At 68.4% G+C, this 26402-nt stretch carries 22 protein-coding genes and 1 pseudogene; 9 read left to right on the top strand and 14 right to left on the bottom strand.

Going from position 1 to position 26402, the window contains the following annotated elements:
• A complete protein-coding gene (locus QM789_RS19770; RefSeq protein WP_420353559.1) occupies positions 1 to 1029 on the bottom strand; it encodes a tartrate dehydrogenase in 1029 nt (342 codons plus the stop codon).
• Positions 1030 to 1036: 7 nt separating this feature from the next.
• The gene (locus tag QM789_RS19765; protein ID WP_420353558.1) at positions 1037 to 2500 is read right to left on the bottom strand and encodes an aldehyde dehydrogenase family protein; all 1464 of its coding nucleotides are present in this window, start codon (positions 2498 to 2500) and stop codon (positions 1037 to 1039) included.
• Between the two features lie 220 nt (positions 2501 to 2720).
• On the opposite strand from QM789_RS19765, the gene argE reads away from it, so the two are divergent.
• Positions 2721 to 3848, top strand: coding sequence for an acetylornithine deacetylase (gene argE / locus QM789_RS19760; RefSeq protein WP_420353557.1), 1128 nt, complete (start codon positions 2721 to 2723; stop codon positions 3846 to 3848).
• Here the strand turns inward: argE and QM789_RS19755 are convergent.
• The 9 genes and pseudogenes from QM789_RS19755 to QM789_RS19715 all read right to left on the bottom strand — a co-directional run bounded on the left by QM789_RS19755 (position 3772) and on the right by QM789_RS19715 (position 13359).
• A complete protein-coding gene (locus tag QM789_RS19755; protein ID WP_420353556.1) occupies positions 3772 to 5916 on the bottom strand; it encodes a phosphotransferase in 2145 nt (714 codons plus the stop codon). The two genes, argE and QM789_RS19755, sit on opposite strands and share 77 nt — an antisense overlap.
• Complete coding sequence (locus tag QM789_RS19750; protein ID WP_420353979.1) at positions 5903 to 6076, bottom strand: hypothetical protein; 174 nt, start codon at positions 6074 to 6076, stop codon at positions 5903 to 5905. Before QM789_RS19750 ends, QM789_RS19755 begins: the two co-directional genes overlap by 14 nt.
• A gap of 221 nt (positions 6077 to 6297) precedes the next feature.
• A pseudogene (locus QM789_RS19745) lies at positions 6298 to 7575 on the bottom strand (ABC transporter ATP-binding protein); the annotation flags it as partial.
• Between the two features lie 71 nt (positions 7576 to 7646).
• Entirely contained in the window at positions 7647 to 8759 is a 1113-nt protein-coding gene (locus QM789_RS19740; RefSeq protein ID WP_420353962.1) for a glycosyltransferase family 4 protein, read from the bottom strand.
• Positions 8759 to 9976, bottom strand: coding sequence for a glycosyltransferase family 4 protein (locus QM789_RS19735; protein WP_420353555.1), 1218 nt, complete (start codon positions 9974 to 9976; stop codon positions 8759 to 8761). Before QM789_RS19735 ends, QM789_RS19740 begins: the two co-directional genes overlap by 1 nt.
• Positions 9973 to 11193 (bottom strand): glycosyltransferase family protein, encoded by a 1221-nt coding sequence (locus QM789_RS19730; protein ID WP_420353554.1) that lies wholly within the window; start codon positions 11191 to 11193, stop codon positions 9973 to 9975. Before QM789_RS19730 ends, QM789_RS19735 begins: the two co-directional genes overlap by 4 nt.
• A 235-nt stretch (positions 11194 to 11428) precedes the next feature.
• Positions 11429 to 12136 carry an anti-sigma factor family protein gene (locus QM789_RS19725; protein WP_420353553.1) on the bottom strand — a complete coding sequence of 236 codons (708 nt, stop codon included), beginning with the start codon at positions 12134 to 12136 and terminating at the stop codon, positions 11429 to 11431.
• Positions 12133 to 12636: an RNA polymerase sigma factor gene (locus tag QM789_RS19720; protein ID WP_420353552.1), complete on the bottom strand. Its 504-nt coding sequence runs from the start codon at positions 12634 to 12636 to the stop codon at positions 12133 to 12135. Before QM789_RS19720 ends, QM789_RS19725 begins: the two co-directional genes overlap by 4 nt.
• Before the next feature lie 48 nt (positions 12637 to 12684).
• A complete protein-coding gene (locus tag QM789_RS19715) occupies positions 12685 to 13359 on the bottom strand; it encodes a hypothetical protein (RefSeq protein ID WP_420353551.1) in 675 nt (224 codons plus the stop codon).
• Here QM789_RS19715 and QM789_RS19710 point away from each other — a divergent pair.
• Positions 13291 to 14181 carry a S8 family serine peptidase gene (locus tag QM789_RS19710; RefSeq protein WP_420353550.1) on the top strand — a complete coding sequence of 297 codons (891 nt, stop codon included), beginning with the start codon at positions 13291 to 13293 and terminating at the stop codon, positions 14179 to 14181. The genes QM789_RS19715 and QM789_RS19710 overlap by 69 nt on opposite strands.
• A 440-nt stretch (positions 14182 to 14621) precedes the next feature.
• Here QM789_RS19710 and QM789_RS19705 read toward each other — a convergent pair whose 3' ends face one another.
• Positions 14622 to 15257, bottom strand: a complete 636-nt coding sequence (locus QM789_RS19705) for a helix-turn-helix domain-containing protein (RefSeq protein WP_420353549.1) — start codon at positions 15255 to 15257, stop codon at positions 14622 to 14624.
• Positions 15258 to 15486: 229 nt separating this feature from the next.
• Here QM789_RS19705 and QM789_RS19700 point away from each other — a divergent pair, with 229 nt between their 5' ends.
• Genes QM789_RS19700 through QM789_RS19675 form a run of 6 tightly spaced genes read left to right on the top strand, consistent with a single transcriptional unit; the run spans position 15487 to position 22874 of the window.
• Positions 15487 to 16902 carry an FAD-binding oxidoreductase gene (locus tag QM789_RS19700; RefSeq protein ID WP_420353548.1) on the top strand — a complete coding sequence of 472 codons (1416 nt, stop codon included), beginning with the start codon at positions 15487 to 15489 and terminating at the stop codon, positions 16900 to 16902.
• Between the two features lie 26 nt (positions 16903 to 16928).
• Positions 16929 to 18011, top strand: coding sequence for an ABC transporter substrate-binding protein (locus QM789_RS19695; RefSeq protein ID WP_420353547.1), 1083 nt, complete (start codon positions 16929 to 16931; stop codon positions 18009 to 18011).
• 11 nt (positions 18012 to 18022) lie between these two features.
• Positions 18023 to 19099 carry an ABC transporter ATP-binding protein gene (locus tag QM789_RS19690; protein WP_420353546.1) on the top strand — a complete coding sequence of 359 codons (1077 nt, stop codon included), beginning with the start codon at positions 18023 to 18025 and terminating at the stop codon, positions 19097 to 19099.
• A complete protein-coding gene (locus tag QM789_RS19685) occupies positions 19099 to 20853 on the top strand; it encodes an ABC transporter permease subunit (protein ID WP_420353545.1) in 1755 nt (584 codons plus the stop codon). Before QM789_RS19690 ends, QM789_RS19685 begins: the two co-directional genes overlap by 1 nt.
• An 11-nt stretch (positions 20854 to 20864) precedes the next feature.
• Positions 20865 to 21755 (top strand): dihydrodipicolinate synthase family protein, encoded by an 891-nt coding sequence (locus QM789_RS19680; RefSeq protein ID WP_420353544.1) that lies wholly within the window; start codon positions 20865 to 20867, stop codon positions 21753 to 21755.
• Positions 21756 to 22874: an alpha-hydroxy acid oxidase gene (locus tag QM789_RS19675; RefSeq protein ID WP_420353543.1), complete on the top strand. Its 1119-nt coding sequence runs from the start codon at positions 21756 to 21758 to the stop codon at positions 22872 to 22874.
• A gap of 41 nt (positions 22875 to 22915) precedes the next feature.
• Here the strand turns inward: QM789_RS19675 and QM789_RS19670 are convergent, their stop codons facing one another.
• Together QM789_RS19670 and QM789_RS19665 are read right to left on the bottom strand one after the other, a co-directional pair.
• Positions 22916 to 23515 carry an exopolysaccharide biosynthesis protein gene (locus QM789_RS19670; protein ID WP_420353542.1) on the bottom strand — a complete coding sequence of 200 codons (600 nt, stop codon included), beginning with the start codon at positions 23513 to 23515 and terminating at the stop codon, positions 22916 to 22918.
• Between the two features lie 514 nt (positions 23516 to 24029).
• Positions 24030 to 24521, bottom strand: coding sequence for a ferritin (locus QM789_RS19665; RefSeq protein ID WP_420353541.1), 492 nt, complete (start codon positions 24519 to 24521; stop codon positions 24030 to 24032).
• A gap of 422 nt (positions 24522 to 24943) precedes the next feature.
• Between QM789_RS19665 and QM789_RS19660 the strand changes: the two genes are divergently transcribed.
• A complete protein-coding gene (locus QM789_RS19660; RefSeq protein ID WP_420353540.1) occupies positions 24944 to 26359 on the top strand; it encodes an amino acid permease in 1416 nt (471 codons plus the stop codon).
• The last annotated feature ends 43 nt before the right edge of the window (positions 26360 to 26402 follow it).

The raw sequence follows: 26402 nt of genomic DNA, 5'->3' as shown, positions 1-26402 counted from the left end.
TCAGCCCTCCAGCGCGGCCAGAACGGCCTTGGTGATGTCATCGGTCCTGTCGCGGCCCGGCACGGTGCCGATGCCGCGCGCGGTGGTGGCCTCCATCGCCGCCATGATCCGCCGGGCCGCCGCCGTTTCGCCCAGATGGTCGAGCATCATCGCCGCCGACCAGATTGCCGCCATCGGATTGGCGATGCCAAGGTGCGCGATGTCGGGGGCCGAGCCATGCACCGGCTCGAACATCGACGGCCCGCCCGAGGGGCTGATATTGGCCGAGGCCGCGAAACCAAGGCCGCCCTGAATCGCCGCGCCAAGGTCCGTCAGAATGTCGCCGAACAGGTTCGAGGCCACCACCACGTCAAGGCTCTCGGGCGCCATCACCATCCGCGCGCACATCGCGTCGATATGGTAATGTGTGACCTCGACCTCGGGGTATTCGGCGGCCAGCCGGTCGGTGATCTCGTCCCAGAACACCATCGAATATTTCTGCGCGTTGGATTTCGTCACCGAAGCCAGCTTTTTGCGCCGCTTCATGGCCTGCTCGAACCCGAACCGCAGGATCCGTTCGACCCCCACGCGGGTGAATACCGAAGTCTCCACCGCCACCTCGTCCGGCGTGCCGACATGGACGCGCCCGCCCGCGCCGGAATATTCGCCCTCGGTGTTCTCGCGGATGCACAGGATGTCGAAGTCGCGCGTCTTCAGCGGCCCCTCGACACCGGGCAACAGCCGGTGCGGGCGGATGTTGGCATATTGCACGAAGGCCTTGCGGATCGGCAGCAGCAGCCCGTGCAGGGACACCGAATCCGGCACCTTCGCGGGCCAGCCGACCGCACCGAGGAAGATCGCGTCGAAGCCGCGCAGGGTCTCGATCCCGTCCTCGGGCATCATCCGCCCGGTTTGCAGATAGGTGTCACAGGACCACGGGAGGGTGGTGCAGTCGAGCGCGGCACCCGCGGCCTTGGCCACCGCGATGGCGGCTTCGGTGACGGGGATGCCGATGCCGTCACCGGGAATCAGGGCGATTTTATGGGTCATGGGGTCCTCACAGGTCGATCAGCACGGTCTTTTGCCGGCGGTTGGCGTGATAGGCGGCACGGCCAAGGTCTTTGCCGATGCCCGAGGATTTATACCCCCCCGTCGGCAGGATGTGATCCCGCGAACGGCCATAGCGGTTGATCCAGACCGTCCCCGCCTCGATCCGGCGCATCACCCGCAGCGCGCGCGACAGATCGCGGGTGAAGATCCCGGCGCAGAGGCCATAGGTCGGGTGGTCCGCCATCGCCACGGCCTGTTCCTCGTCGTCGAAGGGCTCAAGGGTCAGGACGGGGCCGAAGATCTCCTCTGTCACCGCGGGGGAGTCCGCGGCAACGCCGGTGAGCAGCGTCGGCTGATAGAACCAGCCCGGATGATCCATCCGTGCGGCCCCGGTGAGCACCTCGGCGCCCTGCGCGATGGCCGCCTGCACGATACCGTCGATCCGGGTGATCTGGCGTTCCGAGATGATCGGCGCATACTGCGCCCCGGCATCCCATGTCGCGCCGGGGCGATGGCCCGCCATCCGCGCGATCAGCTTTGCCGCCAGCGCATCGGCCACCCCGCGCGCAACCAGAACCCGGCTGCCCGCAACACAGGCCTGCCCGGCGTTGAAGGTGATGCTGCGCGCGATGCAATCGGCCGCAAGGTCCAGATCCGCATCGTCAAACACCAACTGCGGCGACTTGCCGCCAAGCTCCAGCGTCATCGGCTTCACGCCCGTGCGCGCGATATTGCCCATGATCGCCTGCCCCGCGCCGGTCGAGCCGGTAAAGCTGACCTTGCCGATGCCGGGATGGCCGGTGATCGCATTGCCGGTGACCGGCCCATCGCCCAGCACGACATTCACCAGCCCCGCCGGAATCCCCGCCCGCACCGACAGTTCCGCCATATACAGCGCGGAGAACGGCGTCATCTCGCTTGGCTTCAGCACCACCGCATTACCTGCCGCCAAGGCCGGGGCGAGCTTCCACCCCGCCATCGACATCGGGAAATTCCACGGCGTGATCGCGCCCACGACGCCATAGGGCTCATCGACGATCATACCGAGCGATGCGTCGCGCGTGGGGGCCAGATCGCCGCCCTCCTTGTCCGCCATCTCGGCAAAGAAGCGGATCTGCTCCGCCGTCACCGCGACATCGCCACCCGGCAGTTGCGCAACGGGGCGGGTCGAGCAAACCGCCTCCAGCCGGGCGAGCGTCCCGGCCTCCGCCTCGATCAGGTCGGCCCATTTCAGCATCGCCCGCGTGCGGTCGCGCGGCACGCCGCTGGCCCAGCCGGATGCCGCCAGCGCCGCGCGCCCCGCCGTAACCGCCCGGTCCACCATCGCCGCATCCGCCACCGGCAGCGCGCCGAACTCCGCCCCATCCGCCGGGCGGTGCAGCGCCAGCGCCGCGCGATCCGCCACATAGGTGCCGCCGATGAAATGGCCGCGCGGCGGGTGCAGACTGTCGGGATCGAAGGATGAGATCATGGCCGGGCCTTCCGTTCTACCTGCGCAAAGGATCGGCCATCGGGCCCGCGCAGATATGCCGTGATGGTACCGGGGCCAAGCGGATTGTCCCGTTTGCGCCCCCTCGCGCGCAATTCTGTATCGCCCCCGTCCGCAACGGCACGGAATTGCGCCCGCACCGCCCCATTCGGCACCATCTTCGCCCGCCCCGCGCCGATGGTGGCGCCAAAGGAGACCCGCGATGACTGTGGAAACGATTCTGGCCGATCTGGTGGCCGTGCCCTCGCTGCCCGGAACGCCCAACCGGGTGATGACGGAGTGCCTGCGCGACCATCTGCCCGGGGTTCAGGTGACCGAAATCCCGGGGCCGGAGGGCGACCGGGTGAACCTGTTCGCCACGCTCGGGCCGCGCGACGTGCCGGGGTATATCCTCTCCGGGCATAGCGACGTGGTGCCGGTCGAGGGGCAGGACTGGACCACCGACCCGTTCCGCCTGAACCGCAACGGCGACCGGCTGACCGGGCGCGGCACGTCGGACATGAAGGGGTTTCTGGCCTGCGCGCTGTCGATGGTGCCGGAATTCGCCGCGATGAAGCTGCGCCGCCCGGTCCATCTGGCGTTCTCCTATGACGAGGAAATCGGCTGCCGCGGCGTTGGCCCGATGATCGCGGAACTGCCCCGGCTGTGCGCGCCGCCGCTTGGCTGCATCGTCGGCGAGCCGAGCGACATGCGCCCCGTGCTGTCCCACAAGGGCAAGCAGGCGATCCGGGTGGTGATCGAGGGGCAGGCGGGCCATTCCTCGAACCCGGCGCTTGGGGCGAATGCGCTTTATCCGGCGGGGGAACTGCTGGTTTGGCTGCGCGACCGTGCCCTGCGGCTGGCCGCCGAAGGGCCTTACGACCCGCGCTTCGACCCGCCGCATTCGACGCTTCAGGCCGGGGTGATCCGGGGCGGCAGCGCGGTCAACATCATCCCCGACCGCGTGGCGCTCGACATCGAGGTCCGCGCGATCCCCGAACAGCCCGCCGAAGGGGTGACGGCGGAAATCCTCGCCCGGCTCGCCACGCTGGCACAGGGGCGGATCCGGGTGTCGTCCGAAATCCTCGCCGGGTATCCCGCGCTGCCGCCCGACGACACCAGCCCCCTGCCCGGCCTGCTGGAACGCCTGACCTGCACCGCGCCGCTGCAATCGGTCAGCTACGGCACCGAGGCGGGCCTGTTCCACGCGGCGGGCATCCCCGCCATCATCTGCGGCCCCGGCAGCATCACCCGCGCGCATCGGGCGGACGAATTCATCCTGGACGGCGAACTGGAGGACTGCCGCCGGATGCTGCGCGGCCTGTCGGCGGAACTGACCTCAAGCGCATGACCCCGAGCAGGGCGTCAAAGCCGGGCCGCCGTTCGGGGATCCGCAGCGAAATCCACAGATGGCGGGCCAGTGACATATCGCGAAACAGCCGGAACCGGGCGGCATCCACGGGCAGCCGTTGCGCATAGGCGCGCAGGAAAGCCGCCGCCTGCGCCTCCAACGCGTCGGTCGTGCCCCATCGGCGCAGGCCGTATTCCTGTAGGTGAGCGACGAAATTCCCGACGTCGATCATCGGATCGCCCGCCGCGAAAAGGTCGAGGTCGAGGAGCCACGTCGTGCCCGCGTCGATGATGACCTGATCGGGGTAGAAATCACGGTGGATCCCGGTGGTCGGCGCCTCGGTCAGCGGGGCGAGGCGCGCCGCGAGGGCCCGCCCGATCGCGCGCAGCGCGGGGCCGCAGGCCGGGCGGGCGGTGGCGGCATCGGCCAGGGCCTTTTCCAGAACCGCGGCTTCCTGATGCAGGGTCCAGTTGCGCCGGGGCTGTGTGGCCGCGAGCGGCAGCGCGTGCAGGCGCGCGAGCGCCTCCCCCGCCGCCGCCACGGGCCGCGTGTCGCCGCCCGGTTCGAGCAGATCCGTGAGCAGCCGCCCCGCCACCCGCTGCTGCACCCACAGATGCGCCGAGGGCAGTTCGGCCAGCACGGGCGGCACGCTCACCGCACCCGTGGCGAGCAAGCGCCGGTGCAACGCCGGGGTTTCCCGGTCCGGCGCGCGCACCCGCAGCTTGCCACAGGCGGCGGTGGTCTGCCCGGTGCCGTCACGCCACGCATAGCCGATCAGCGCCCGGCGCCCCGGACGAAGCCGCATCAGTTCAGGCGCGGCGAGGGAGATCGGCCCGCCACGCTCTGCCGCGATCCGGGCTTCGATGTCGGCACGATCAAAGGCGCGGGCCAGCGCGCCATCCGGCCCGGCCAAGGCCGCCGCACGGCGCAGAAGCGCGGTGGATTTCTCCGGCCAGTCCTCCATCCTTTGCCGGAACGGCTCACAGACCAGCGCGGCCAGCGCCGAGGCCCGGAACAGGTCCAGATCCGGATCGCACGCCCCGTATCCGGCCAGAAAGGCCGCCGCCAGACGGTCCGCACGGGCCGGATCGAGCCCCCCGGTCAGCACATCGGCATCCATCCGTGCGAGGAAACAGCCCAGATCTCCCGCCGCAGGGCCGGGACCGGCGCGGTCCCAGTCGATGAAGCGCAGCGAACCGGGCTGCACGATGACCTGATCCGCCGAAAAATCGCCATGGCACAGAACCCGGGGGCGCGCATCCCGGCGCAGCGCGAGGGTCAGCCCCTCGGACAGCATCCCGCACATCCCGGCCAGATCCGGCAACAACCGGCCAAGCGCGGCCAGCGCATCGCGATGCGGCTCCGGAGCCTCCCCCGGCTCTCGCGGCGCGGCATGGAGCGCGGCCAGCGCGGCGCCGATCCGGGCAAAATCCCCGGGTTCGGCGCGGGCGGGATCGGCGGTCTGCCCCGCGACCCAGCCCTGCACCACAAGGCCGAGCTCCGCATCCGCCGCCAGGAGCGCGGTCCCCTGTGCCTGCGCCATCCGGGCGGAGGCCAGCAGCGCCCCGAACCGCGCGGGCGGCACGGCCTTGAGCAGCGCGGCGGGGCGGCCGGCCGTCTCGATGCGCGCGACGATGCGGCGGCCGGGCTTGTGGCGCAGAACGACGAGCCGATGCTCCCCCGGCCCGATCAGCCCGGCCAGAAGCGGCTTCGCCCGCTCCGGCGCCAGCAGCAGCCGGGCCGCGCGGATCTCCCGGTCGAGCGTGCCGGGCAGGACCACGCTGCATGGGCCGTCCAGAAACCGCACCCCGCTGCCCGGCCGCACCCATTTCTCGCGCTGGCGATAGGTGTCATAGCGCGCGGGCGTGACGGCGCGCAGGATCAGCCCGGCGCCGCCGTCATCAAGGCAGACCGTGCAGCTTTCGCCCGGCTTGTAGCGCAGGTAGCGCGTGCGCAGCAGCCCGCTGCCCAGCACCCGCGCCAGCGCCCCGGCGTCGAGTGCCAGCGCCAGCCCGGGCAGACCGGAATCCCGCGCGACTATCCCGCGATCGGCGTCATTCAGCGGCATGGCGTGCGTCCCCGTTCAGGATTTCCTCCGGCGTGCCATCCGCGGCGATCCGCCCATCCGACAGCACCACGACCCGATCCGCCCGCGCCGCAAGGCGCATGTCATGCGTGATCATCAGCACCGTCCGGCCCCGCGCCAGCCGCAGGATCGCATCCTGCACGATGCGGTCAGAGGCCGGATCCAACCCGGTCGTCGGCTCGTCCAGCAGAAGGATCGGCCCGTCGCGCAGCGCGGCGCGGGCAATGGCCAGCCGCTGGCGCTGTCCGGCGGAGAAATTCGCGCCGCGTTCCTCGCAAGGCGCGTCATAGCCGCCGGGCCGGGCGGCGATGAAGTCATGCGCATGGGCCAGCCGCGCCGCCGCCTCGATCTGCGGGGGGAGGCATCCGTGCAGCCCATAGCGATGTTCTCGGCAATCGAGCCGCGAAACAGCAACGGCTCCTGCGGCACATAGGTGATCTGCCCGCGCAGCGAATGGCGGGTAAAGCGGCGCAGGTCGTGGCCATCGACCTCGATCGCGCCCTCGTCCGGATCGGCCAGCCGCAGGATCAGGCTCGCCAGCGTCGACTTGCCCGCGCCCGAAGGCCCGGTGATCGCCACGAACTGCCCGGCGGGGACATCCAGGTCCAGCCCGTCGAGCACCCGAACCCCCTCCGGCGCGAACCGCAGCCCACGCAGGGACAGCGCCCCGGACAAGGCCTTTGCCTCCTCCGGGCCGTCCGGAATCCCGCCGGGCGTGTCGAGCAGCGAAATCACGCGCTCCCCCGCCGCCGAAGCCTTCGCCAGCCGCGCCGAATATTTGGCATAGTCGCGCACCGGGCGAAACGTGTTCTTCATATAGGTCAGGAACACCAGCAGGTCGCCGGGCGTGATCCGCGCGTCCAGCACCGCCCGCGCCCCGATCCACAGCACCAGCGCCGTCGCCAGACCGACCAGCAGATCGACCCGACGTTCCAGCCCGGCGGCGAGGCGCGTGCCGCGCACCCCCTCGCGCAGGCTGCGGGCATTGGCGCCGCCGAACCGGCCGGTGATCCGGTCCTGTAGGCCAAGCGCCTGAATGGTGCGGATGCCCGCCATCGCCTCGGTCGCGGTGGCGGCCATATCGCCCTCGCGCTTGCGCTGGTCGCGGCTGACCGCGCGGATCCGCCCCCCGGCCCGCGCCGTCATCAGCCCGAGCAGTGGCGCCGGAAGCAGCGCGGCCAGCGCCAGCACCGGATCGAGCCAGAGCATGACCCCGATCATCCCCGCCAGCACCAGCAGGTTCGCCGCTATCGGCAGCGCGGCGGTGATCGCCGTTTCGCGCAGCATGCCGACATCGCCGATCAGCCGCATGGTGATGTCGCCCGCCCGCGCCCGGGTATGGAAGGCGAGCGGCAGGTCCAGCAGATGCCGGAACAGATCGGCCCGAACGGCGGTCAGCAGCCGGTTGCCCGCCAGCGCAAAGGCCACCGTCGCCAGATAGTCGAACAGCGCGCGCAGGGCGGTGGCGGCCACCACCCCCGCCGCGCACAGGCCCAGAAGCTGAAGCTCCGTCACCGCCGCGCCCCCGCCCGCGAGCCGGTCGATCACGAATTTCAGCGGCCAGGGTTCGGCGAGCTTCATCAGCGTTGCCGCGATCAGCGCCGCGCCACCGCCAAGGATCAGGCCGCGATGGGGCCGCATATAGGGCGCCAGCCGGCGCAGGATGCGGCCGATGCCCGGCAGGCTCTGGCTCAGTGTCTCTGGCCGGGCCATCACGCGGCCTCCGCCAGGACGCGCGCGGCGACCCCCGCCCAGGTGTGATCGCGCAGCGCCTCGGCCCGCCCCGCCGCGCCCATGCGCCGCGCCGCCGCCCTGTCCCCGGCCAGACGGGCCAGCGCCGAGGCCAGCGCCGCCGGATCGTCGGGCGGGCAGATCAGCCCGGTTTCGCCATGGCGCACGACCTGCGCCAGATTGCCCACGTCGCTCGCCACCACCGGCAGGCCCGAGGCCATGTATTCGTAGATCTTCAGCGGCGAGAAATAGAACGGCTGATCCCCGGCATAGGGCGCCACCGCGATATCCATCCGCGCGAGCCACTGCGGCACCTCGCCCGGCGCCACCGCACCGCTGCATTCGGCACCGAGGCGCGCGAGCTCAGGCGCCAGCCGCGCGCGCTCCGGCCCGTCGCCGACGATCAGCAGCCGGGCCGTGGGATGCGCCCGGCGCAGCGGATCCATCGCGCGCACCAGCGTTGCCACATCGTGCCAGGGGCGCAGCGTGCCCAGAAACCCCACCGTCAGGCGGTCCTGCGGGCGGGACACCTCCGGGAAGCGGGCGGGATCGACCGCATTGGCGATGACCTCGATCCGCGTCGCCCCAAGGGCACGGGCGCTTTCGGCCACGGCGGGGCTGACCGCGCTGACCAGCCGGGCGGCGCGCATCGCGCGGGCGGCGCTACTGGCGGCATGGTCGGCCAGCGCGAGGCTCCGGTGCCGCTGCGTTTCCTCGATCAGCGGGGCATTGACCTCCAGCACGCCGGGAATGCCCTGACGGCGGGCCTCTTCCATCGCGGCATGGGCATGGAGCGCGTGGCGTTCATAGACCAGATCGAAGGGCGCGGCGCGCAGCGCCTCCGTCACCAGATCGTTCAGCGCGGCCTGCGCCTGTGCGCGGACCTCGGCTTCCGTACCGCGCGGCAGCGGCGGCAGGGGCATCAGCCGCAGCGCGGCAAAGCGCGGCGGAACCGGCCCGATGCGCGGCGAAATCAGCGTAACCGCATCGCCGCGTGCCAGAAAGGCGGCGAGCATTTCCTGAACATGGACCGAAGCGCCCTTGTGGCCAAAGACCTCGATCCCGGGATCGGTGCAGACATAGGCGATGTGCATCACGCGGCCCTCCGCGCGGCTGCGGTGCGGTCGAAGACCTCGCCCAGATGCGGCACGTTGCGGCGGATGTCGTAGTCGCGTTCCACCGTGTCGCGCCCGGCGCGCGAGAACCGCGCCCGCAGACCGGCATCGTCGAGCAGCCGACCCATCGCCACGGCCAGCGCCGCCGCATCGCCTTGCTCCACCACCAGACCGTTTTCCCCGTCGCGGATCAGTTCGGGGATCCCCGTCACGTCCGAGCCCACGCAGGGCAGGCCAAGCGCCATCGCCTCCAGCAGGACGGTGGGCATCCCGTCGCGGTTGCCATCCTCGCCGATCACGCAGGGGCAGGCGAGCAGCGCGGCACCGGCCATCGCCGCGCGGACCTCGGCCTGCGGCATCGGGCCACAGAGCCGCACGCTGCCGCCAAGGCCGCAGGACGCGATCTGCGCCCGCAGGTCCGCCTCCTCCTCGCCCGCGCCGATGATGCGCGCGCGCACCGGCCGCCCCTGCGCGGCCAGCATGCGCAGCGCCTCGATCAGGATGTGGAAGCCCTTCTTCTCGACCAGACGGCCGACGGCAAGGATCTCCTGCGCCTCGGCGCGCGGCGGTTGCCAGGCGAAACGGTCAAGGTCGATGCCGTTGTAGATCCGCACCGGCCGCACCCCGTCGTGGCTGCGCCGCAGATGGGCGGCATTGTAATCCGACACGGTGACCACCGCATCGGCATCGCGCAGCTTCAGGTCGAGATGCTGGTTTTCGGCATAGTGGCAATAAATGTCCTTGGCATGCAGCGTGACCGACCATGTGACCCCGGCCAGCGCGGCGGCGATCCGCGCGACCGTCGCCGCCACGGTGCCGAAATGGGCGTGCAGATGTTCGATCCCGCGGTCACGCACGGCAAGGGCGATGGCGATCGCCTGGGCCACATCCCGGCCCGAAGCCTCTGGAAAGCGCGCGGCCAGCGAGGCGAACCCCGGCAGGTCGCGGGCGGCCTGGATCAGGTGCCAGAACTCATCCGTGCCGCGCAGCCGGTCCGGCACGCGGGTGACCGCCGCCCGCACGCGGGAGATGGCATCCTGAAAATGGCTTTCCTCGACGCTGCGCAGCGCGAAGATGTCGATCTGGCGACCGGTTTCCTCATGCGCGAGGATTTCATTGACGATGAAGGTTTCGGAAAAGCGCGGATACCGCTTCACCACATATCCGGTGCGGGCGGGGAGGGTCGAACGGGTCATGCGCAGGCTCTTTCGTCAAGGGGGCAAAGGATTTCGGCGGCGCGGCGGCGGACGGCATCCAGCCCGCCCATGTTCAGCACGCCGCGCGCGAGGTCGGTGCGTGGTGCCGGCCCGGCGAGCCACGCGGAGAGGGTTTCGGGCGTCAGCCGGTCGGGGTCGATCAGGCCGATCAGCCCGCGCCGGGCAAGCCTTTCGGCGCGCAGCATCTGTTCCAGCCGGGGCCGGATGCGCGGCACGATCAGCGTGGGCACGCCAAAGGACAGCACCTCGGTCACGGTATTGTAGCCGCCCATTGTGATCACCCGCGCCGCCCCCGCGATCAGCGGCAGGGGTTCGGGCAGGAAGTCGATCATCTCGATGTCACCGCGCGCCGCGATCCGGGCGCGCAGCGCGGCGCGCTCCGCCGGGGGCATCTGGCTGCCCGCAATCAGGATGCCGCGATGCCCGGCGGGGAGGGTCGCACGGGCGAAGGCGTCGCAGATCCGCGCGCCGTCCCGCCCGCCGCCGACGGTGCACAGGATATAGGGCGCGCGGACGGGCGCGGGGGGCACGGCAAGCCGCTCGCGCTGGTCGAGATAGCCCATGAAGCGCGCCCGCGCATCCAGTTCGGCGCCAAAGCCGTATTCCGCGATCAGGTTGTAGAACTCCGGATCGCCATAGATCCACACCTCGTCGAACCAGCGGCGCAGGGCGCGGAAGTTGCGGCTTTGCAGCCACTGACGGCGCACGGTTTCGGCGCTGTCGATCACGTCGCGCAGGCCCAGCACGATCCGCGCATGGCCACGCGCGCGCAGCATGCTCAGGGTCGGGTCCAGTTCCCCCTGCGCGCCGCGCGGCACGTTGTCGACGATCAGCAGATCCGGGTCGAAGGCCGCCACCGCCGCATGGATCGACACCGCCCGCAGCCCGGCCAGTTCCTTGACATCGAGCCCCAGGCTGCGGGCACGATAGGCGCCGGTGCCATCCTTGCCATAGGCCGGCAGGGTCAGCACATCGACCCCTTCGGGCAGGGCGAAGGCCCCCGCTTCGTGCATCCCGGCGATCATCAGGATCTGCGGCGCCTCGGGCAGCCGCCGCAGCGCCTGCGCCAGCAGCAGATTGCGCCGCCAATGCCCAAAGCCCAGCGTGTCATGCGAATAGAGCACGACACGGCCCGGGCGGCCGATACGGCGCGGCACGGCGAAGGGTTGCTGCGCATCAGGCGCGAAATGCTGCATGGACCCGGTTCCTTTTCCTGGCGGACATGACGTTTCCATGACAACGCCGCAGCGCGGAAACCCATCCACCGGATTGAGGAAAATCTTTCGCGGACGTATCGCGGCGGCCCGGCGCCGAGCGCTGCGCTCGGCGCGATGGTCCCAGCCCTTGTTTCCCGCGGCCCTGTCCCGGAATCCTGCGGGTTCACGACAGGGACGGCAGGCAAACGGCCGCCCGATCGGGGCGGCCGTTTGGTCAGCGCCAGGCTGCGTCGCGCGCCTGCTGCTCTTCCTGTGGTGTCAGCGCCGGACCCGCGCCAAGGGTTTCGAGCATCTCGCCGATCGGATCGCCCGCCTCCCCCGCCGCCGGGACATAACCCTCGGCGGTTTCCGGCGCGGCCACGGTGCGATGGGCGCGCAGGGTCCAGCCCTCGGCCCCGGTGCAGGCCAGCCCGACCTGTTCATCGGCATCGTCGCGCAGCGCGAATTCGCGGCAATATCCGCCCTCGACCCGGAAGCTGGCCAGAACCGAAAGCGCCGTCCCCTCGGCGACCAGACGCGGCGCCCCCGTGGCAATCTCGTCCAGCGCCTGCGCGACCGGGCTGCGCGCAGAGAGCAGCCCCGGCACCAGCTTCATCCCCGAAGTCGGGGGCAGCAGCGCCACCACCGCGACCGCCGCCGCCAACGCCATCCCCGCCAGCACCAGCCGGTTTTGCCAACCGCCTCCGGCGCGGCGCGGTCCGCCGAAAATGGTGCGGCGGATCGCCTCCGGTACGGGTTCCGACATCGGCCCCGAACAGGCCCGCGCCAGCATCGCGTTCAGCGCCATGATGCGGTCGACCTCCTGCTGATCCTCGGGGTGGTCCGCCAGATGTATCACCACACGGGCGGCGTCCTCGGGGCTCAGCGCACCATCGGCGAAGGCATGCAGCAAAAGCGGGTCGATCCGGTGGTCGGTGGTCATTGGCGGGCTCCTTTCGGCATCAACCGTCCGGCCAGCGCCTCGCGGGCGCGGACGAGGCGGCTCGTCACGGTGCCTTCGGGGATGTCCAGCACCTCGGCGACTTCGCGGTAGTTCAGGCCCTCGACCGCGACAAGGGTCAGCACGGCGCGCTGCCCGTCGGGCAACCTGTCCATCGCGCCGAACACATGGTCGAGCATCATGCGGTCCTCTGCCACGCGGGCGCCCTTGCCATGGTCGTGCAGGCCCGCTTCCTCCGGATCGACGGCGGTGCCGCGCACCTGCGACCGGCGGCGGCTGTCCAGCCACAGGTTCTGCACGATCCGATACATCCAGCTATCCATCCGGCTGCCAGGAACGAAGGCATCCGCATTCTTCAGCGCCCGTTCGCACGCGGCCTGCACCAGATCGTCGGCATCATCGGCATTCCCGCACAGCCCGAGCGCGAAGCGCCGCAGTTGCGGAACCAGCCGAACGAGGTCATTGGCAAATTCAGGTCTCATCAATCCATCCGCCGTGTCTTTTGCAGATTACGCGCAAGGCCGCCGTTTTCATCCATGCGGCGAAAAAAATCTGTTCGGGCGGGAAGAAATATGCCTCTTGTCCGTTGTCATCCGAATGTTGCAGACAGGCCCGCCGTGAAACCGATCCGTCCTTTCCTGAGTATTTTCGTCCTTGCGTCGCTGGCCGCCCTGCCGCTGGCGGAACAGGCGGCGCGGCACGATGCCCTGCTTCTGGCCGGCGCCGCGCTCGCCGATGACGATGACGGGGGCGATGACGATGGCGGCGATGACGACGGGGGCGGGCGAGACCGGGGCGGGCGGGACCGGGACGACGACCGGGATGATGATGACCGGGACGACGACGACCGGGATGATGACCGGGACGATGATGATCGCGACGACGACGAGGATGACGATGACGATGACGATGACGATGACGATGACGATGACGATGACGATGACGACAGGATGCCCCGCAACCTGCGCACCCGCGATAGTGGCAGTGACGGGCGGGACCGTGTTCGGCGCGCGGAAATCTCGGCGGCACGGCTGAGCGCACGGGATCTGAGCGCGCTCCAAAGCCGCGGTTTCCGCGTCATCCGCAGCCGGACGGCGAGCTCGGGGATCGCCGCGCGGCTGGCGCCGCCCGCCGGAATGAAGGATGCCGCCGCCCTCGCGGCCGCCGTCGCGGCGGCGCCGCGCGCGGTCTTCGACCTGTCCCACGTCTATTCGCCGGGCGGGGCGGTCTACGGGCGCGGCGTCATGGGGATGCCGGTGCGCGGCAGTTGCGTGAGCGGCGCCCGGATCGGCATCATCGACACCGCCATCGCCGACCACCCGTCGCTGCGCGGGGTGGCGATCCGGCGCGAACCCGCCTCCGCGCGCTTCCGGCCCGCGCCGCATGGAACCGCCGTGGCCAGCATCATCGCCGGGAAAACACCGGCCGGGGGGCAACTGGTCTCCTCCGCCGTGCTCTATTCCGCCGCGGTGTTCGACGGCCGGGGCGAGACCCTTTATGCCGATGCGATCGACCTCGTGGCGGCGCTCGACTGGATGGCCGACGAGAAGGTGAAAGTGGTGAACCTGTCGATCGCGGGCCCTCCGAACGCGCTTCTTCAGGATGCGGTGGCGCGCAGCGTCTCGCGCGGGGCGATCCTTGTCGCTGCGGCGGGCAATGGCGGGCCGCGCGGGGGGCCGCGCTATCCGGCGGCCTATCCCGGGGTGATCGGGGTGACCGCGACGGACCGGCGCAACCGCATCTACCGCAACGCCTCGACCGGCGATTTCGTCGATATCGCCGCCGCCGGGGTCAATGTCTGGGCGGCGGATCCGGGCGCACCGCAGGGCGCGGAATGGACGGGCACCAGCTTCGCGGCGCCCTTCGTCACCGTCGAACTGGCGGCGGCGGTGCGGGCGGGGGCGGTGCGCGACAGCGCCGCCGCGCTCGACTGGCTGACAAAGGGGGCGCGCGATCTGGGGTCGCCCGGGCGCGACAAGGTGTTCGGCGCGGGCCTGATGCAGGCGCGGGCCTGCACCGGCCCGTGACGGGGCTTCACGCCCCGCGCACAACCGCCAGCAACCCGAAGCCGGAAGCGGCACGGCGGGGATTTCGGCGATATGGTAGACGTCACCGATGCGTCCCGAAACCGCCCCCGTTGATCCGTCGGCAAAGGTGAACAGCCGCAGGTCCGGGTGGCGGCCAAATCGAGACTGCCTCCCCCGTCGCATCGCGCAGACCCGGCAGACAGCGTTCAGCACCATCTCCGTCGCACCGGCAAGCGTGGCGAACAGGTTGGTTTCTTCGTCGCCCCCCCAACCAGGCAATCTTGCTGCGGCTGTCGTCGGCATGCGCATCGCGCAAGCCGGTCCCGCCGGTCTGCGCGTCGATGAGCAGCAGCTTCGCGACCGCCGTATCCCGCACCTGCGCCCCGGTCGGACATTGGCGCCAGCATGGGCCGCGGTTGCGCTTTCGCGATCCCCGGGATTCAGGCCGGGCGCATTCCCAGGATCCAGATCAGTTCGGCATCGCCTTCGCCCTGCGAGGTCCAGCAATGTTCGGTCGAGGCGTCGTAATACATGCTGTCGCCGGGATAGAGGACCAGCGGCTCATAGATCCGGCTGTGGACGACCAGTTCGCCCTTCAGCACGGTCAGGAAGATCTCCCCGTCCGACACGCCCCAGGTCTCGTATTCCTCGGGCGAGCGGGCCTTGACCACGGTGCGGATCGGCGTGAAGAACTTGTCCTTCAGATCGGCGCAAAGCAACCGGTTGTTGCAGGTCGCGTTGTTCATGTTGTCGCCCTGCCCCGCGCGGGCGATGCTGCGCCGCCCCGTGGCCGGGGCATGGCCCGGATCGTCGCCCAGCAGGGCCGACAGTTCGACCTGAAGGCCGCTCGCGATGCGCTGAAGGGTGGTCAGGGTCGGCGACAGGTCGTTGCGCTCGATCTTCGACAGCGCCGAGGTGGAGACCCCGGTCAGGCGCGCGACCTCCTGCAACGTCAGGTGCCGGCCCTTGCGGAACGCCTTGAGCCGCGGCCCGAGGTCCAGCGGCTGCTCCGCCCGGGGCCGCGCCCTCTGGCGCTGTCTCATCGCGATGTCACCCACCTGGTTCACGATCGGCATCTTTCTCCAGCCTGCTGTCCGACGGGCGCAAGCGCCTTTCGTCGCCTCTCCCTCTGACCACATCACGCGCGGAAAACCAAGACCGGCGCGGACCTTCCGATCTGTTTTTCTCTTATAGGATAATTTTTCTATCTATGATGAAATTTTTGCGATAAGAATCATTAAACAATGATTCCGCCCGTCTGCGGATCACGAAGATGTCGCTTCTGACCGTCCGGAGGAAACAATCTTGACCATCCCCGAATCGCGCCTTCTGGCAGACATCCACGCCTTGCTCGGCCCCGGCGCGGTTCTGGACACCCCGGCGGAGATGGCGGGCTATTGCACCGACGCGCGGCACAAGTTCCACGAACCCGCCCTGTGCGTGTGCAAGCCGCGCGATACGGCGCAGGTGGCGGCGCTGGTGTCACTGCTGCATGGCGCCGGGTGGCCGATGCTGCCGCAGGGTGGCAATACCAGCCTCTGCGGCGGCGCGACGCCCGATGACCGCCGCCCGGTGATCATTGCGATGGAGCGGATGCAACGGATCCGCGCGGTGGACAGCTTTGGCCTCACCATCGCGGCGGATGCAGGCTGCACCATCGCGCAGCTACAGGCGGCGGCGGCGGAAAACGGCATGCTCTATCCGGTCAGCCTGGGGTCGGAGGGCAGTTGCCAGTTGGGCGGCACCATCGCCACCAATGCGGGCGGCACGGCGGTGGTGCGCTATGGCACGACGCGGGCGAATACGCTGGGGCTTGAGGTCGTCCTGCCCGATGGGCGGGTGCTGAACATGATGCGCGCGCTGCACAAGGACACCTCGGGCTATGACCTGAAACAGCTTTTCATCGGCGCCGAAGGGACACTGGGCCTGATCACCGGGGCGGTGATGCGGCTGCACCCCGCAACGCCGGTGATTTCGATGTGCTGGCTGCGGATCGCGGCGCCGGCGGATGCGCTGAAACTGCTGCAACTGGTGCGCCGCCATGCCGGACGCAGCCTGACGGCGTTCGAGCTTATGAACGCGCAGCAACTGGCGAATGTGCTCGACCATACCAGCTACACCGCGCCGGTGGCGGAGCGTGACGGCTGGCATCTGATGATCGAACTCACCGACAGCGCCGACCTTGACGCGGTGATGATGGCGGTGCTGGAAGAGGCGACCGAGGCGGGGCTGATCCTCGACGGTGCCATCGCGCAGAACCTGGCGCAGGCCGAGGAAATGTGGGCGATCCGGCACAGCGTCACGGAATCGAACCTCAAGGTCGGGGTCAGCATCACCTCGGATACTGCGGTGCCGGTGGGGCATGTGCCGGAATTCATCACCCGCGCCGAACAGGCGGTGATGGAAATCCACCCCGATATTCTGGTCACCGTGGTCGGCCATGTCGGCGACGGCAACATCCATTTCATCGCGCTCTTCCCGCAGGCGGTCTGGGACGCTTTGCCCGAACGCAAGGCGCTTGAGGCGAAAATCCGCAATGCGGTCAATGACATCGCCATCGAACTCGGCGGCACGTTCAGCGCGGAACATGGCGTAGGCCAGACGATGACCGGGCTGATGGAGCGCTACAAGGCCGGGCCGGAGCTTGATCTGATGCGCGCGCTCAAGGATTGCATCGACCCGCAGGGCCTGCTGAACCGCGGCCGCGTGACCGGACACTGAACGTAACGACCAACAGGAGAGACAGAATGACGAAGCTCATCACCCCGACGATCAAACGCCGCACGCTGCTTCTGGGGGCGGCGGCGGGTCTGGCGGCCCCGGCGATCTGGCGGCCGTCGCAGGCGCTGGCGCAGACGAAACGCATCGTGGTGCGCGACGACGGCGGGATCTATACGCAGGCCTATACCGAAATCTTCTACAAGCCCTTCACCGAGGCGACGGGCATCGAGGTCATCCCCGCGCAGGCGCAGGCCGAACCCACCGCGCAGATCCGTTCGATGGTGGAAACCGGGACCTACACCTGGGACATGGGCAAGATTTCCGTCCCCGCCGTGCTGCAACTGACCAGCGGCGAGACGAAATACCTCGAACCCATCGGGCTTGATGCGGAGGCGGTGATCCAGTCGATCCCGCAGCATTTCCGCAACGAATATCAGGTGGGCACGAACGTCTACACCACCGTTCTGGCCTATCGCAAGGACGCCTTCGAGGGCCGCGCGGCGCCTGCCTCCTGGGCCGATCTGTTCGATGCCGAGAAGTTCCCGGGCCGCCGCGCGCTGCGCCGCCACCCCTATGACACGCTGGAACAGGCGCTGATGGCCGATGGCGTGGCGGCGGGCGATGTCTATCCGCTGGACCTCGACCGGGCCTTTGCCGCGCTGGACCGGGTGCAGCCCGCCACGGACATCTGGTGGACCTCGGGCGCGCAGGCGGAACAGCTTCTGATCTCGGGCGAGGTCGATCTTCTGGCCACCTGGGTTTCGCGCGCGCAATCGGCGCAGGCGGCGGGGGCGCCGGTGGAAATCGTCTGGAACCAGAACATCTGGGGCTGCGACGGCTGGTCGATCCTCAAGGGCACGCCCAATGCCGACGCTTGCCGCGAGCTGATCAAATTCGCCTCGGACCCGAAGCGCATGGCGCAGCTGGTGAAATTCTTTCCGGCGGGCGTGGTGCAGCCGGCGGCGTTCGACGACATTCCGGCGGATGTGGCAAAGAACTGCCCGACCTATCCGGCGAATATCGAGACCGGGTTGCAGATCGACGCCGCTTATTGGCTCGCGAATGCCGATCCGGTGATCGAACGCTTCAACACCTGGTTCATCGGCTGAGCGGGGGCGGTATGAGCACGCTGGAAACGCAGGGGCTGGGCAAGACTTACGGTGATTTCGTCGCCCTCGCCCCCACGGATATCACGGTCGAGAAGGGGGAGTTCCTCACCCTTCTCGGGCCTTCGGGCTCGGGGAAGACGACGCTTCTAAGCCTGATCGCGGGCCTGTCCGAGGCCGACAGCGGCCGGATCTTGATGGATGGCAAGGACGTCACCTATGCCGCGCCCTATCAGCGCGACATCGGCATGATGTTCCAGAACTACGCGCTGTTCCCGCATATGACGATCGCGGAAAACATCGCCTTCCCGCTGAAGATGCGCAAGACCTCGGCGGCCGAAAGCGCGCGGCTGGTGAAGGAGGCGCTGGAGATGGTGCGCCTGCCGCATATCGCCGACCGCTACCCGAAGGAACTTTCGGGCGGGCAGCAGCAGCGGGTGGCGCTGGCGCGCTGCACGATCTACCGCCCCTCGGTGATCCTGATGGACGAACCCTTGGGCGCGCTGGACAAGAAGCTGCGCGACCAGATGCAGTTCGAGATCCTGCGCATCCACAAGGAGATCGGCGGCACCATCGTCTATGTCACCCACGATCAGGAAGAGGCGATGACGATGTCCGACCGCATCTGCCTGATGAACCACGGCAGGATCGCGCAACTGGGCACCCCGGCGGATCTGTATTTCCGGCCGCAGTCGATCTTTGTCGCGGATTTCCTGGGCGAGGCGAACCTGATCAACGGGCGGCTGGTGTCGGAGGCGGGCATGGTCCGGCTGAATGACGGCAGCGAAATCCGCGTCTCCCTGCCCCGCCCGATCGCGCAGGGGACCGAGGTCAAGGTCATGCTGCGCCCGCAGAACCTGCGGTTGGCGGAAACCGCGAACAGCGACAGCATCTCGGGCAAGCTGATCAGTTCCTCCGTCACCGGCGCCAGCACGAAGTTCTTCCTCGACGCGCCCGCGCTTGGCGACAAGCCGCTGATCGCGACGCGGGCGACGGGCCTGAGCGAGGCCGCCCCGGAACCCGGGCGCGACTACCGCCTGACGTTTGACCCGCGCGACGCCGTGGCCATTCCGGCAAGCGAGGCCGCGTGATGGCCACAACATCCCGCCGGCCGATGAGCCAGCGCAACAAGCAGATCCTGATGGCGGCGCCGATGGTGCTGCTGTTGGTGACCTTCCTGATCTACCCTTCGGCGCAGCTCTTCCTGCTGTCGGTCCAGAAGGGGGGCGGCTTCTCGCTCGACAATTACCAGCGCCTGCTGAGCACGCCGGTCTATCTGACGGTGATGATGCTGACGCTGAAGATTTCCATCGTCACCACGATCTTCGCGGTGATCGCGGGCTATCCGGTGGCTTATCTGATCTCGGTCCTGCCCAAGGCGCGCAAGGGCCGGATCCTGTTCTGGATCCTGCTGTCGTTCTGGACCTCGTTCCTCGTGCGGGCCTTTGCCTGGATCATCCTTCTGGGCCGTAACGGGGTGGTGAACAAGCTGATGCAGGCGGTGGGCGTCACAGATAGCTCCGTCGCGCTGATGTACAACTTCCCGGCGGTGGTGATCGGCATGGTGCATGCGCTTCTGCCGCTCGCCGTGCTGACCATGCTTTCGGTGATGGAGAACATCGACCGCAACCTGACCCGCGCCGCCTGGACATTGGGCGCAAAGCCCGGGATGGCGTTCTGGAAGGTCTATTTCCCGCTGTCCTTCCCGGGGGTTACCTCGGGCGCGCTGATGGTGTTCGTCTCCGCCATCGGCTTCTTCATCTTCCCCGCCCTGCTGGGCGGGCGGCGCGAAACGATGATCACGCAGATCATCATCGAGCAGATCATCCAGACGATGAACTGGGGCTTTGCGAGCGCGGTGGCCGTGCTGCTGCTGATCGTGGTGCTGGCGGTCTTCGTGGTCTATGACCGGGCGGTGGGGCTCTCGACGATGGCGGGGGAATCCTCGGCGAAGAAGCCGCGCCATGGCCGCAAGGGGATCGTCTCGCGGCTGGGCGACGCGATCCTGACCGGGCTCGGCCATGCGTCGGATGCGGTGATCGGCCTGTTCCCGCGCCGCCGCCATGCGCCCGAAGGCGCGGCGCCGCGTCCGCTGATGGGCTTCGTCGTGGTGCTGCTCGCGGTGATGACGCTGCCCGTGCTGCTGATGATCCCGCTGTCTTTTGCCGAAAGCGGGCTGAACTGGCCGCCGCAGGGATTCACCCTGAAATGGTATGAGCAGATCTTCAGTTCGCCGATCTGGACCGGAGCGCTCACCCGCTCGCTGGTCGTGGGGCTGTCCACCGCCGTTCTGGCGCTGGCGATCGGCACGCCGGTGGCCTTCCTGATGGTGCGTGGCAGGATGCCGGGCAAGACGGCACTGCTCGCCTTCACGCTCCTGCCGGTGGTGATGCCGAACATGATCCTGTCGGTGGGGCTGTTCTACCTTTACGCCAAGATCGGGCTGGTGGGTACCAACATCGGGCTGATCATCGGCCATACGGTCATCGCGGTGCCCTATGTGGTGCTCACGGTGATGTCGGTCCTGCGCAACTACGACGTGCGGCTGGATCTTGCGGCCCAAAGCCTTGGCGCCACGCCCTGGGTCACGCTGCGGCTCGTCACGCTGCCGATCATCGGGGCGGGGATGATCTCGGCCTTCCTCTTCGCCTTCACCATCAGCTTCGACGAACTGACCATCGCGCTGTTCACCTCGGGCGGCATGTCGAACACCTTGCCGAAACAGCTGTGGGACGAAGTATCGCTGTCGATCTCGCCGCTGCTCGCCGCGGTCTCAACCTGCCTGTTCCTGTTCGTGACGGTGCTGATCATCGCGGTAGGTCTGCTGAACCGCCGCCAGAAATGAAAGATACGGATATGCTGACTTCCCAAAACCTCCGCGGGATCATCCCCGCCCTGCCCACGCTGGTGAATGCCGATGACAGCCTCGCGCGCGGGGATATGGCGAAACTGGTCGATCACGTCTATGCGGGCGGCGCCACCGGCGTGCTGCCGATCGGCGGCACCGGTGAATATGGCGCCCTGCCCCATGCGACGCGGGTCGATGCGGTTTCGGTCTGCGCCGCGCAAAGCCAGCCGGGGCAAACCGTCATGGTCGGCGTTCTCGACACCGGGATCTATGACGCGCTGAAGGCCGGCAAGGATTACGCGGCGGCGGGCGCCAATTGCCTGCTGGTGCTGACGCCCTATTACACCAACCCGACGCAGCGCGGCATCCGGGATTATTTCCTGCGCTATGCGGATGAATCGCCGGTGCCGGTGCTGATCTACGAAATCCCCTATCGCACCCGTGTCGCCATCGCGCCCGAGATCACGCATGAGCTTTCGCGCCATCCGAACATCATCGGGATGAAGGCGTGCAACACCGATATGTATCACTTCCTTCAGGTCGCGGCGGGCGTGGACGCGGATTTCACCATCCTGTCGGGCGAGGATTCGCTGTTTCCGCTGCATATGGCGGCGGGGGCGAAGGGCGGGATCATCGTCACCGCCTCGATGCTGCCCGCCTTCTGGGTGCGGATGCACGACCTCGTGGCGGCGGGCGATCTGGCGGGGGCGCTCGCGCTGCACCGGCAGGCACTGCCGATGATGAACGCGGCCTTCGGCGAGACCAACCCCGGCCCAATGAAATCGGTGCTCGACCTGTTCGGGATCAGCGCGCAGAAGATCCTGATGCCGCTGGACCCGTGCCAGCCCGAGCGGTCGGCCAGGCTGCGCGCCGAGGTCGAGAAACTGCTGGCGCTGTAGATGCTGCTGAACACGGACGATTTCCGGGCCGCCGCGCGGCGCCGCCTGCCGCGCGGGTTGTTCCAGTATATCGACCGGGGGACCGAGGATGAGGCGTCGCTGCGCCGCATCCGCGCGTCGCTCGATGCGGTGCGGCTGGAGCCACGGGTGCTGAACGGCGCCTGTCCGGTGTCGCTGGAAACCACGGTGCTGGGGCGGGTGCGCCCCACGCCGCTGGTCATCGCGCCGACCGCGCTTGCCGGGATGGTCGCGGCGAACGGGGAAACGCTACTGGCCCGCGCCGCCAGCCGCTTCGGCATCCCCTTCACCGTCTCGACCCAATCCGTCGAGCCGATCGAGGACATCCGCCGCGGCGCCCCCGATGCCGAGCTGTGGTTCCAGCTTTACGTCTGGAACGACCGCGCCCGCACGGCCGATCTGCTGCGCCGCGTCGCCGCGAGCGGCTGCGAGACGCTGGTCCTGACGGTGGACACGCAGATGCCGCCGAAGCGCGAATACAACCTGCGCAATGGGTTCGGCGTGCCCTTCCGCCCCGGCCTGCGCAACGTCACCGATATGTTGTGCCATCCGCGCTGGCTGTGGACCGTGGTGCTGCGGCGGGGGATGCCGAGCTACGGCCATTACCCGCCCGAATTCCGCAACGGCCTGATGACCGGAGAGATGAGCGAAGGGCTGCGCCTCGACCCCGCGCTGACATGGGAAGACTTCCGCGCCCTGCGCGACGCCTGGGCCGGGCGGATCGTGCTGAAGGGTGTCCTGAGCGCGGCGGATGCCGAGCGTGCCCGCACCGAGGGCGCCGACGGCATCGTGGTTTCCACCCACGGCGGGCGCAATTGCGACAGCCTGCCCACCACCGCCGAGGCCCTGCCCCGCATCGCCTCGGGGACGGTGCCGGACCTGCTGGCCGACAGCGGGATCCGGCGCGGGTCGGACGTGCTGAAATACCTCGCGCTCGGGGCCTGTGCAGTGCAACTGGGGCGCGCGCCGCTCTGGGGCCTCGCCGCCGGAGGAGAGGCGGGCGCGGTGGCGCTGATCGACGTCATCCTGTCCGAAATGCGCACCACGATGGGCTTCCTCGGCGCGCGCACCCCGGCCGACCTCACCGCCTTTACCGGCTGAACGACACCGCCTTTTTGCGCCAGCATCTCCCGCCCACAAGGTCAAAAGACCGACACGACCAAAGACGACATCCGCACGACAAGAAACAGATAGGCGGCGGCGAAACCCGCGCCCAATACCGCCAGCACACCGTCCTGCGTCAGGATCGCCGCCGCGATCAGCGCGATGCAGGTCGCCGCGAGGGTGCCCGCGCCCGGGATCACCTCCAGAAACGGCATGACCAGACAAAGCCCCATCACGAGCGCCAGCCAGAGCAGGAGCGCGGGGCCGCGCAGCAGAAACAGAAGCCGCGGCCTGGAGAGCCGTTCCAGCCAGCCGACCGGACGCCGCAGCCATTGCACGGCGGCCCGCAGCCGCGCGCCTTCGATGCGGCGCGCAGCGATAACCCCGGGAAGCCACAGGCTGCGCTGCCCCAGAACCATCTGGCCAGCCAGCAGAAACGACACCACGGCCACGACGCTCGTCACGCCCGGGACGACACTGGCGGGAGAGACGGCCACCAGCGCGGCGACGAACATCAGGGCCGCGAAAGCGCGCCGTCCGATCACATCGGCAAGTCCGGCAACGCAGAGATCGGGTTCGTGGCCCGCCTCTTCCAACTGATCGAGCAGGCGCGAAAGCGCATCGTCATGTTCGGGCATCAGGCGCCTTTACTCCATCGCGGTCCCGACCATATCAATGCGCCGCAACGGGAAGAGTTCCGCGCCATGTGACGGACCAGCGCATCCGCCGATGCGGAATCCCGGTCGATATACGCAGGGCCCCCGTTTTCCGGATCAAAACACCCCGATGCGCGGCCACCTTTCGACAATTCAGCACCGCAGTTCCCGGACATGACGCGCTCCCCGCCCATCCCATTTCGGGCAAGGATGATCGCAAAAGGATATGATCTCGGCCAGAGCGACGGTGTGATCAGGGCCTGTTGCATAAATGAAAGCCGTGCACATGCGTATCAGTTCCCGCAGATTCTTATATGCAGCGCAGGAAATCTGCGATTGCCCGACCTTATGCAACGGCGGCAAGCCCATGACAGACGCCCGTCGTAGTCGGGCGCCGATGCTCCGCAGGGCAATCTGGCGCGGGGTGATTGCCCCGCGCCTGCCGGATCTTATTCCGCCCCGCGCTCGCCCCGGCCTGCGGGACAGGCACCCAGCCTCACGCGGCCAGCGCGCCGATTTCCTTGTCGATGAAATACAGCGCCTGCGGCCCGTCCCCGATCAGCGCGATCCGGTCGAGGACGGTTCTGCACAGCGTATCCTCTTCATGCTGTTCGTCCACGAACCAGTTCAGGAAGGACGCCACGGCATGGTCATTCGCCGCGCGCGCCTGTTCCAGCACCGCATGGACGGCCTTGGTCACGGATGCCTCCTGCTCGGCGACGACCTTGAACAATCCGGTCACGTCATTGGCGGTGATCTTCGGCGCGGGCAGCGCCTCGAAGGTCACCGCAGCACCGAGGTCATTCAGGAAACCGAACAGCCGGTGCATGTGTTCCAGTTCTTCGGCGGCGTGGTGCAGCAGGAATTTATGGCAGCCGTCGAGATTGCGCTCCGCCGCCCAGGCCGCGGTCTGGAGGTAGATGTGATGGGCGCGCAATTCGCCGTTCATGAGATCGTTCAGGGCGGCGGTCAGGGGCTTGTTGGTCATCGGTTCCTCGTGGATGAACGGGGTTGCGCATCGTTCTTGATAAAAACAATCAACATATTCCCCGGGGTGTTGTCGAGTGGAATCGACCCCGAGGATCCGGGATTGGAAACCCTGCCTGCGGGCGTTGGCCGGATCCCGGCCCCGCCGCGCGCACCCGAAGTTGCCGTGAGGGGCACCCGAACGTCGATGCGGACCTTCCGCGAACCGGTCCCGGCTCCGCAGGGATGCGCCGCAGCGGGATTCCCCCTGCAAGGTCACCCCCCGGATCCATGCGCACCCGGGAACGAAACGACCGCCCACGATGCCACGGCGCGAACAGTTTCCCATCAGTCCCGGTTTCAACCCCCCAATCCGGTAACATTCTCTTGACAGTTGCTCACCTTCCCCCGCCCAATGCCCGAGAGCAAAACTCGGAGATTATCGTGTTTCGGAAAAAACCATTCCACGCCCTGATGCCACATGACGGCGAGCATAAGCTGGTCCGGTCACTGACTTGGGTGCATCTGGTGGCACTGGGGATCGGCGCGATCGTCGGCACCGGTATCTTTACCCTGATCGGCGTGGGCGCCGAGCGGGCCGGGCCGGCGGTGCTCTTGTCCTTCGCGCTGGCCGGGGTGGTCTGCGCCTGCGCGGCGCTCGCCTATGCCGAAATGGCGGCCATGATCCCGGCCTCGGGCGGCGCCTATACCTATGCCTATGTCGCCCTGGGTGAATCCGTCGCCTGGCTGGTGGGGTGGTGCCTGATCCTGGAATACTCGCTGGTGGTCAGCACCGTCGCCGTGGGCTGGTCGGGCTATGTCGTGGGCTTCCTGCACGGCTTCGGGATCGAACTGCCGCTCGCGCTGACGGCGGGGCCACATGCGGGCGGGGTGCTGAACGTGCCCGCGATCCTGATCACCGTCGCGGTGGCCGCGCTGCTGATCCGGGGCACGCATGAAAGCGCGAAGCTGAACACGATCCTTGTGTGCATCAAGATCACCGCGCTGTTGATCTTCGTCGCCGTCGCCCTGCCCCATTTCAACCCGGAAAACATGAAGCCTTTCATGCCGCACGGTTTCATCAAATCCATGGGCTCGAACGGCATCGAAAGCGGTGTGATGGCGGCGGCTGCGATCGTATTCTTCGCCTTCTACGGCTTCGACGCGATCGCCACGGCGTCGGAGGAGGCCAAGAACCCCGACCGTGACCTTGCGATCGGCATCATCGGCTCGATGGTGGGCTGCACGATCATCTATATCCTCGTGGCGCTGGCCGCGCTTGGCGCCGTCAGCTACACCGTCTTCGCCAACAGCGCCGAGCCGCTGGCCCTGATCCTGCGCGAAATCGGCCAAGGCACGCTGTCCACCGTGATCGCGGCGGCGGCGGTGGTGGCGCTGCCGACGGTGCTGCTCGCCTTCCTGTATGGGCAAAGCCGGATCTTCTTCGTGATGGCGCGCGACGGCCTGCTGCCGAGCCGTCTGGCCAAGGTCAACCCCCGGACGGGAACGCCGGTCACGATCACCGTCGTGACGACGATCCTCGTCGCCTCGCTCGCCGGGGTGGCGCGGCTGGACGAGATCGCGGCCATGGCGAATGCGGGCACGCTGGTGGCCTTCATGGCGGTGGGCGCCAGCATGATGGTGATGCGCAAGAACGACCCGGACCGCAAGCGCACCTTCCGCGCCCCGGCGGTCTGGCTGGTGGGGACGGTGGCAATCTCGGGCTGCCTCTATCTGTTCCTCAGCCTGCCGACGAAGACGCTGATGTGGTTCGTGGCATGGAACGCCATCGGGACCATGGTCTACGCCTTCTACAGCCGCCGCAGCAGCGCGCTGAACGGTGCGACCACCGGCAAATAATCCCGGACGGGAAGCGGGTCCGGCCCGCTTCCCGAAGATACCC

The organism is Paenirhodobacter sp., assembly GCF_047600745.1.
Taxonomy (GTDB): domain Bacteria; phylum Pseudomonadota; class Alphaproteobacteria; order Rhodobacterales; family Rhodobacteraceae; genus Rhodobacter.
Note: the sequence above shows the minus strand (reverse complement) of the source record. Positions and strands in the feature narration are given on the sequence as shown.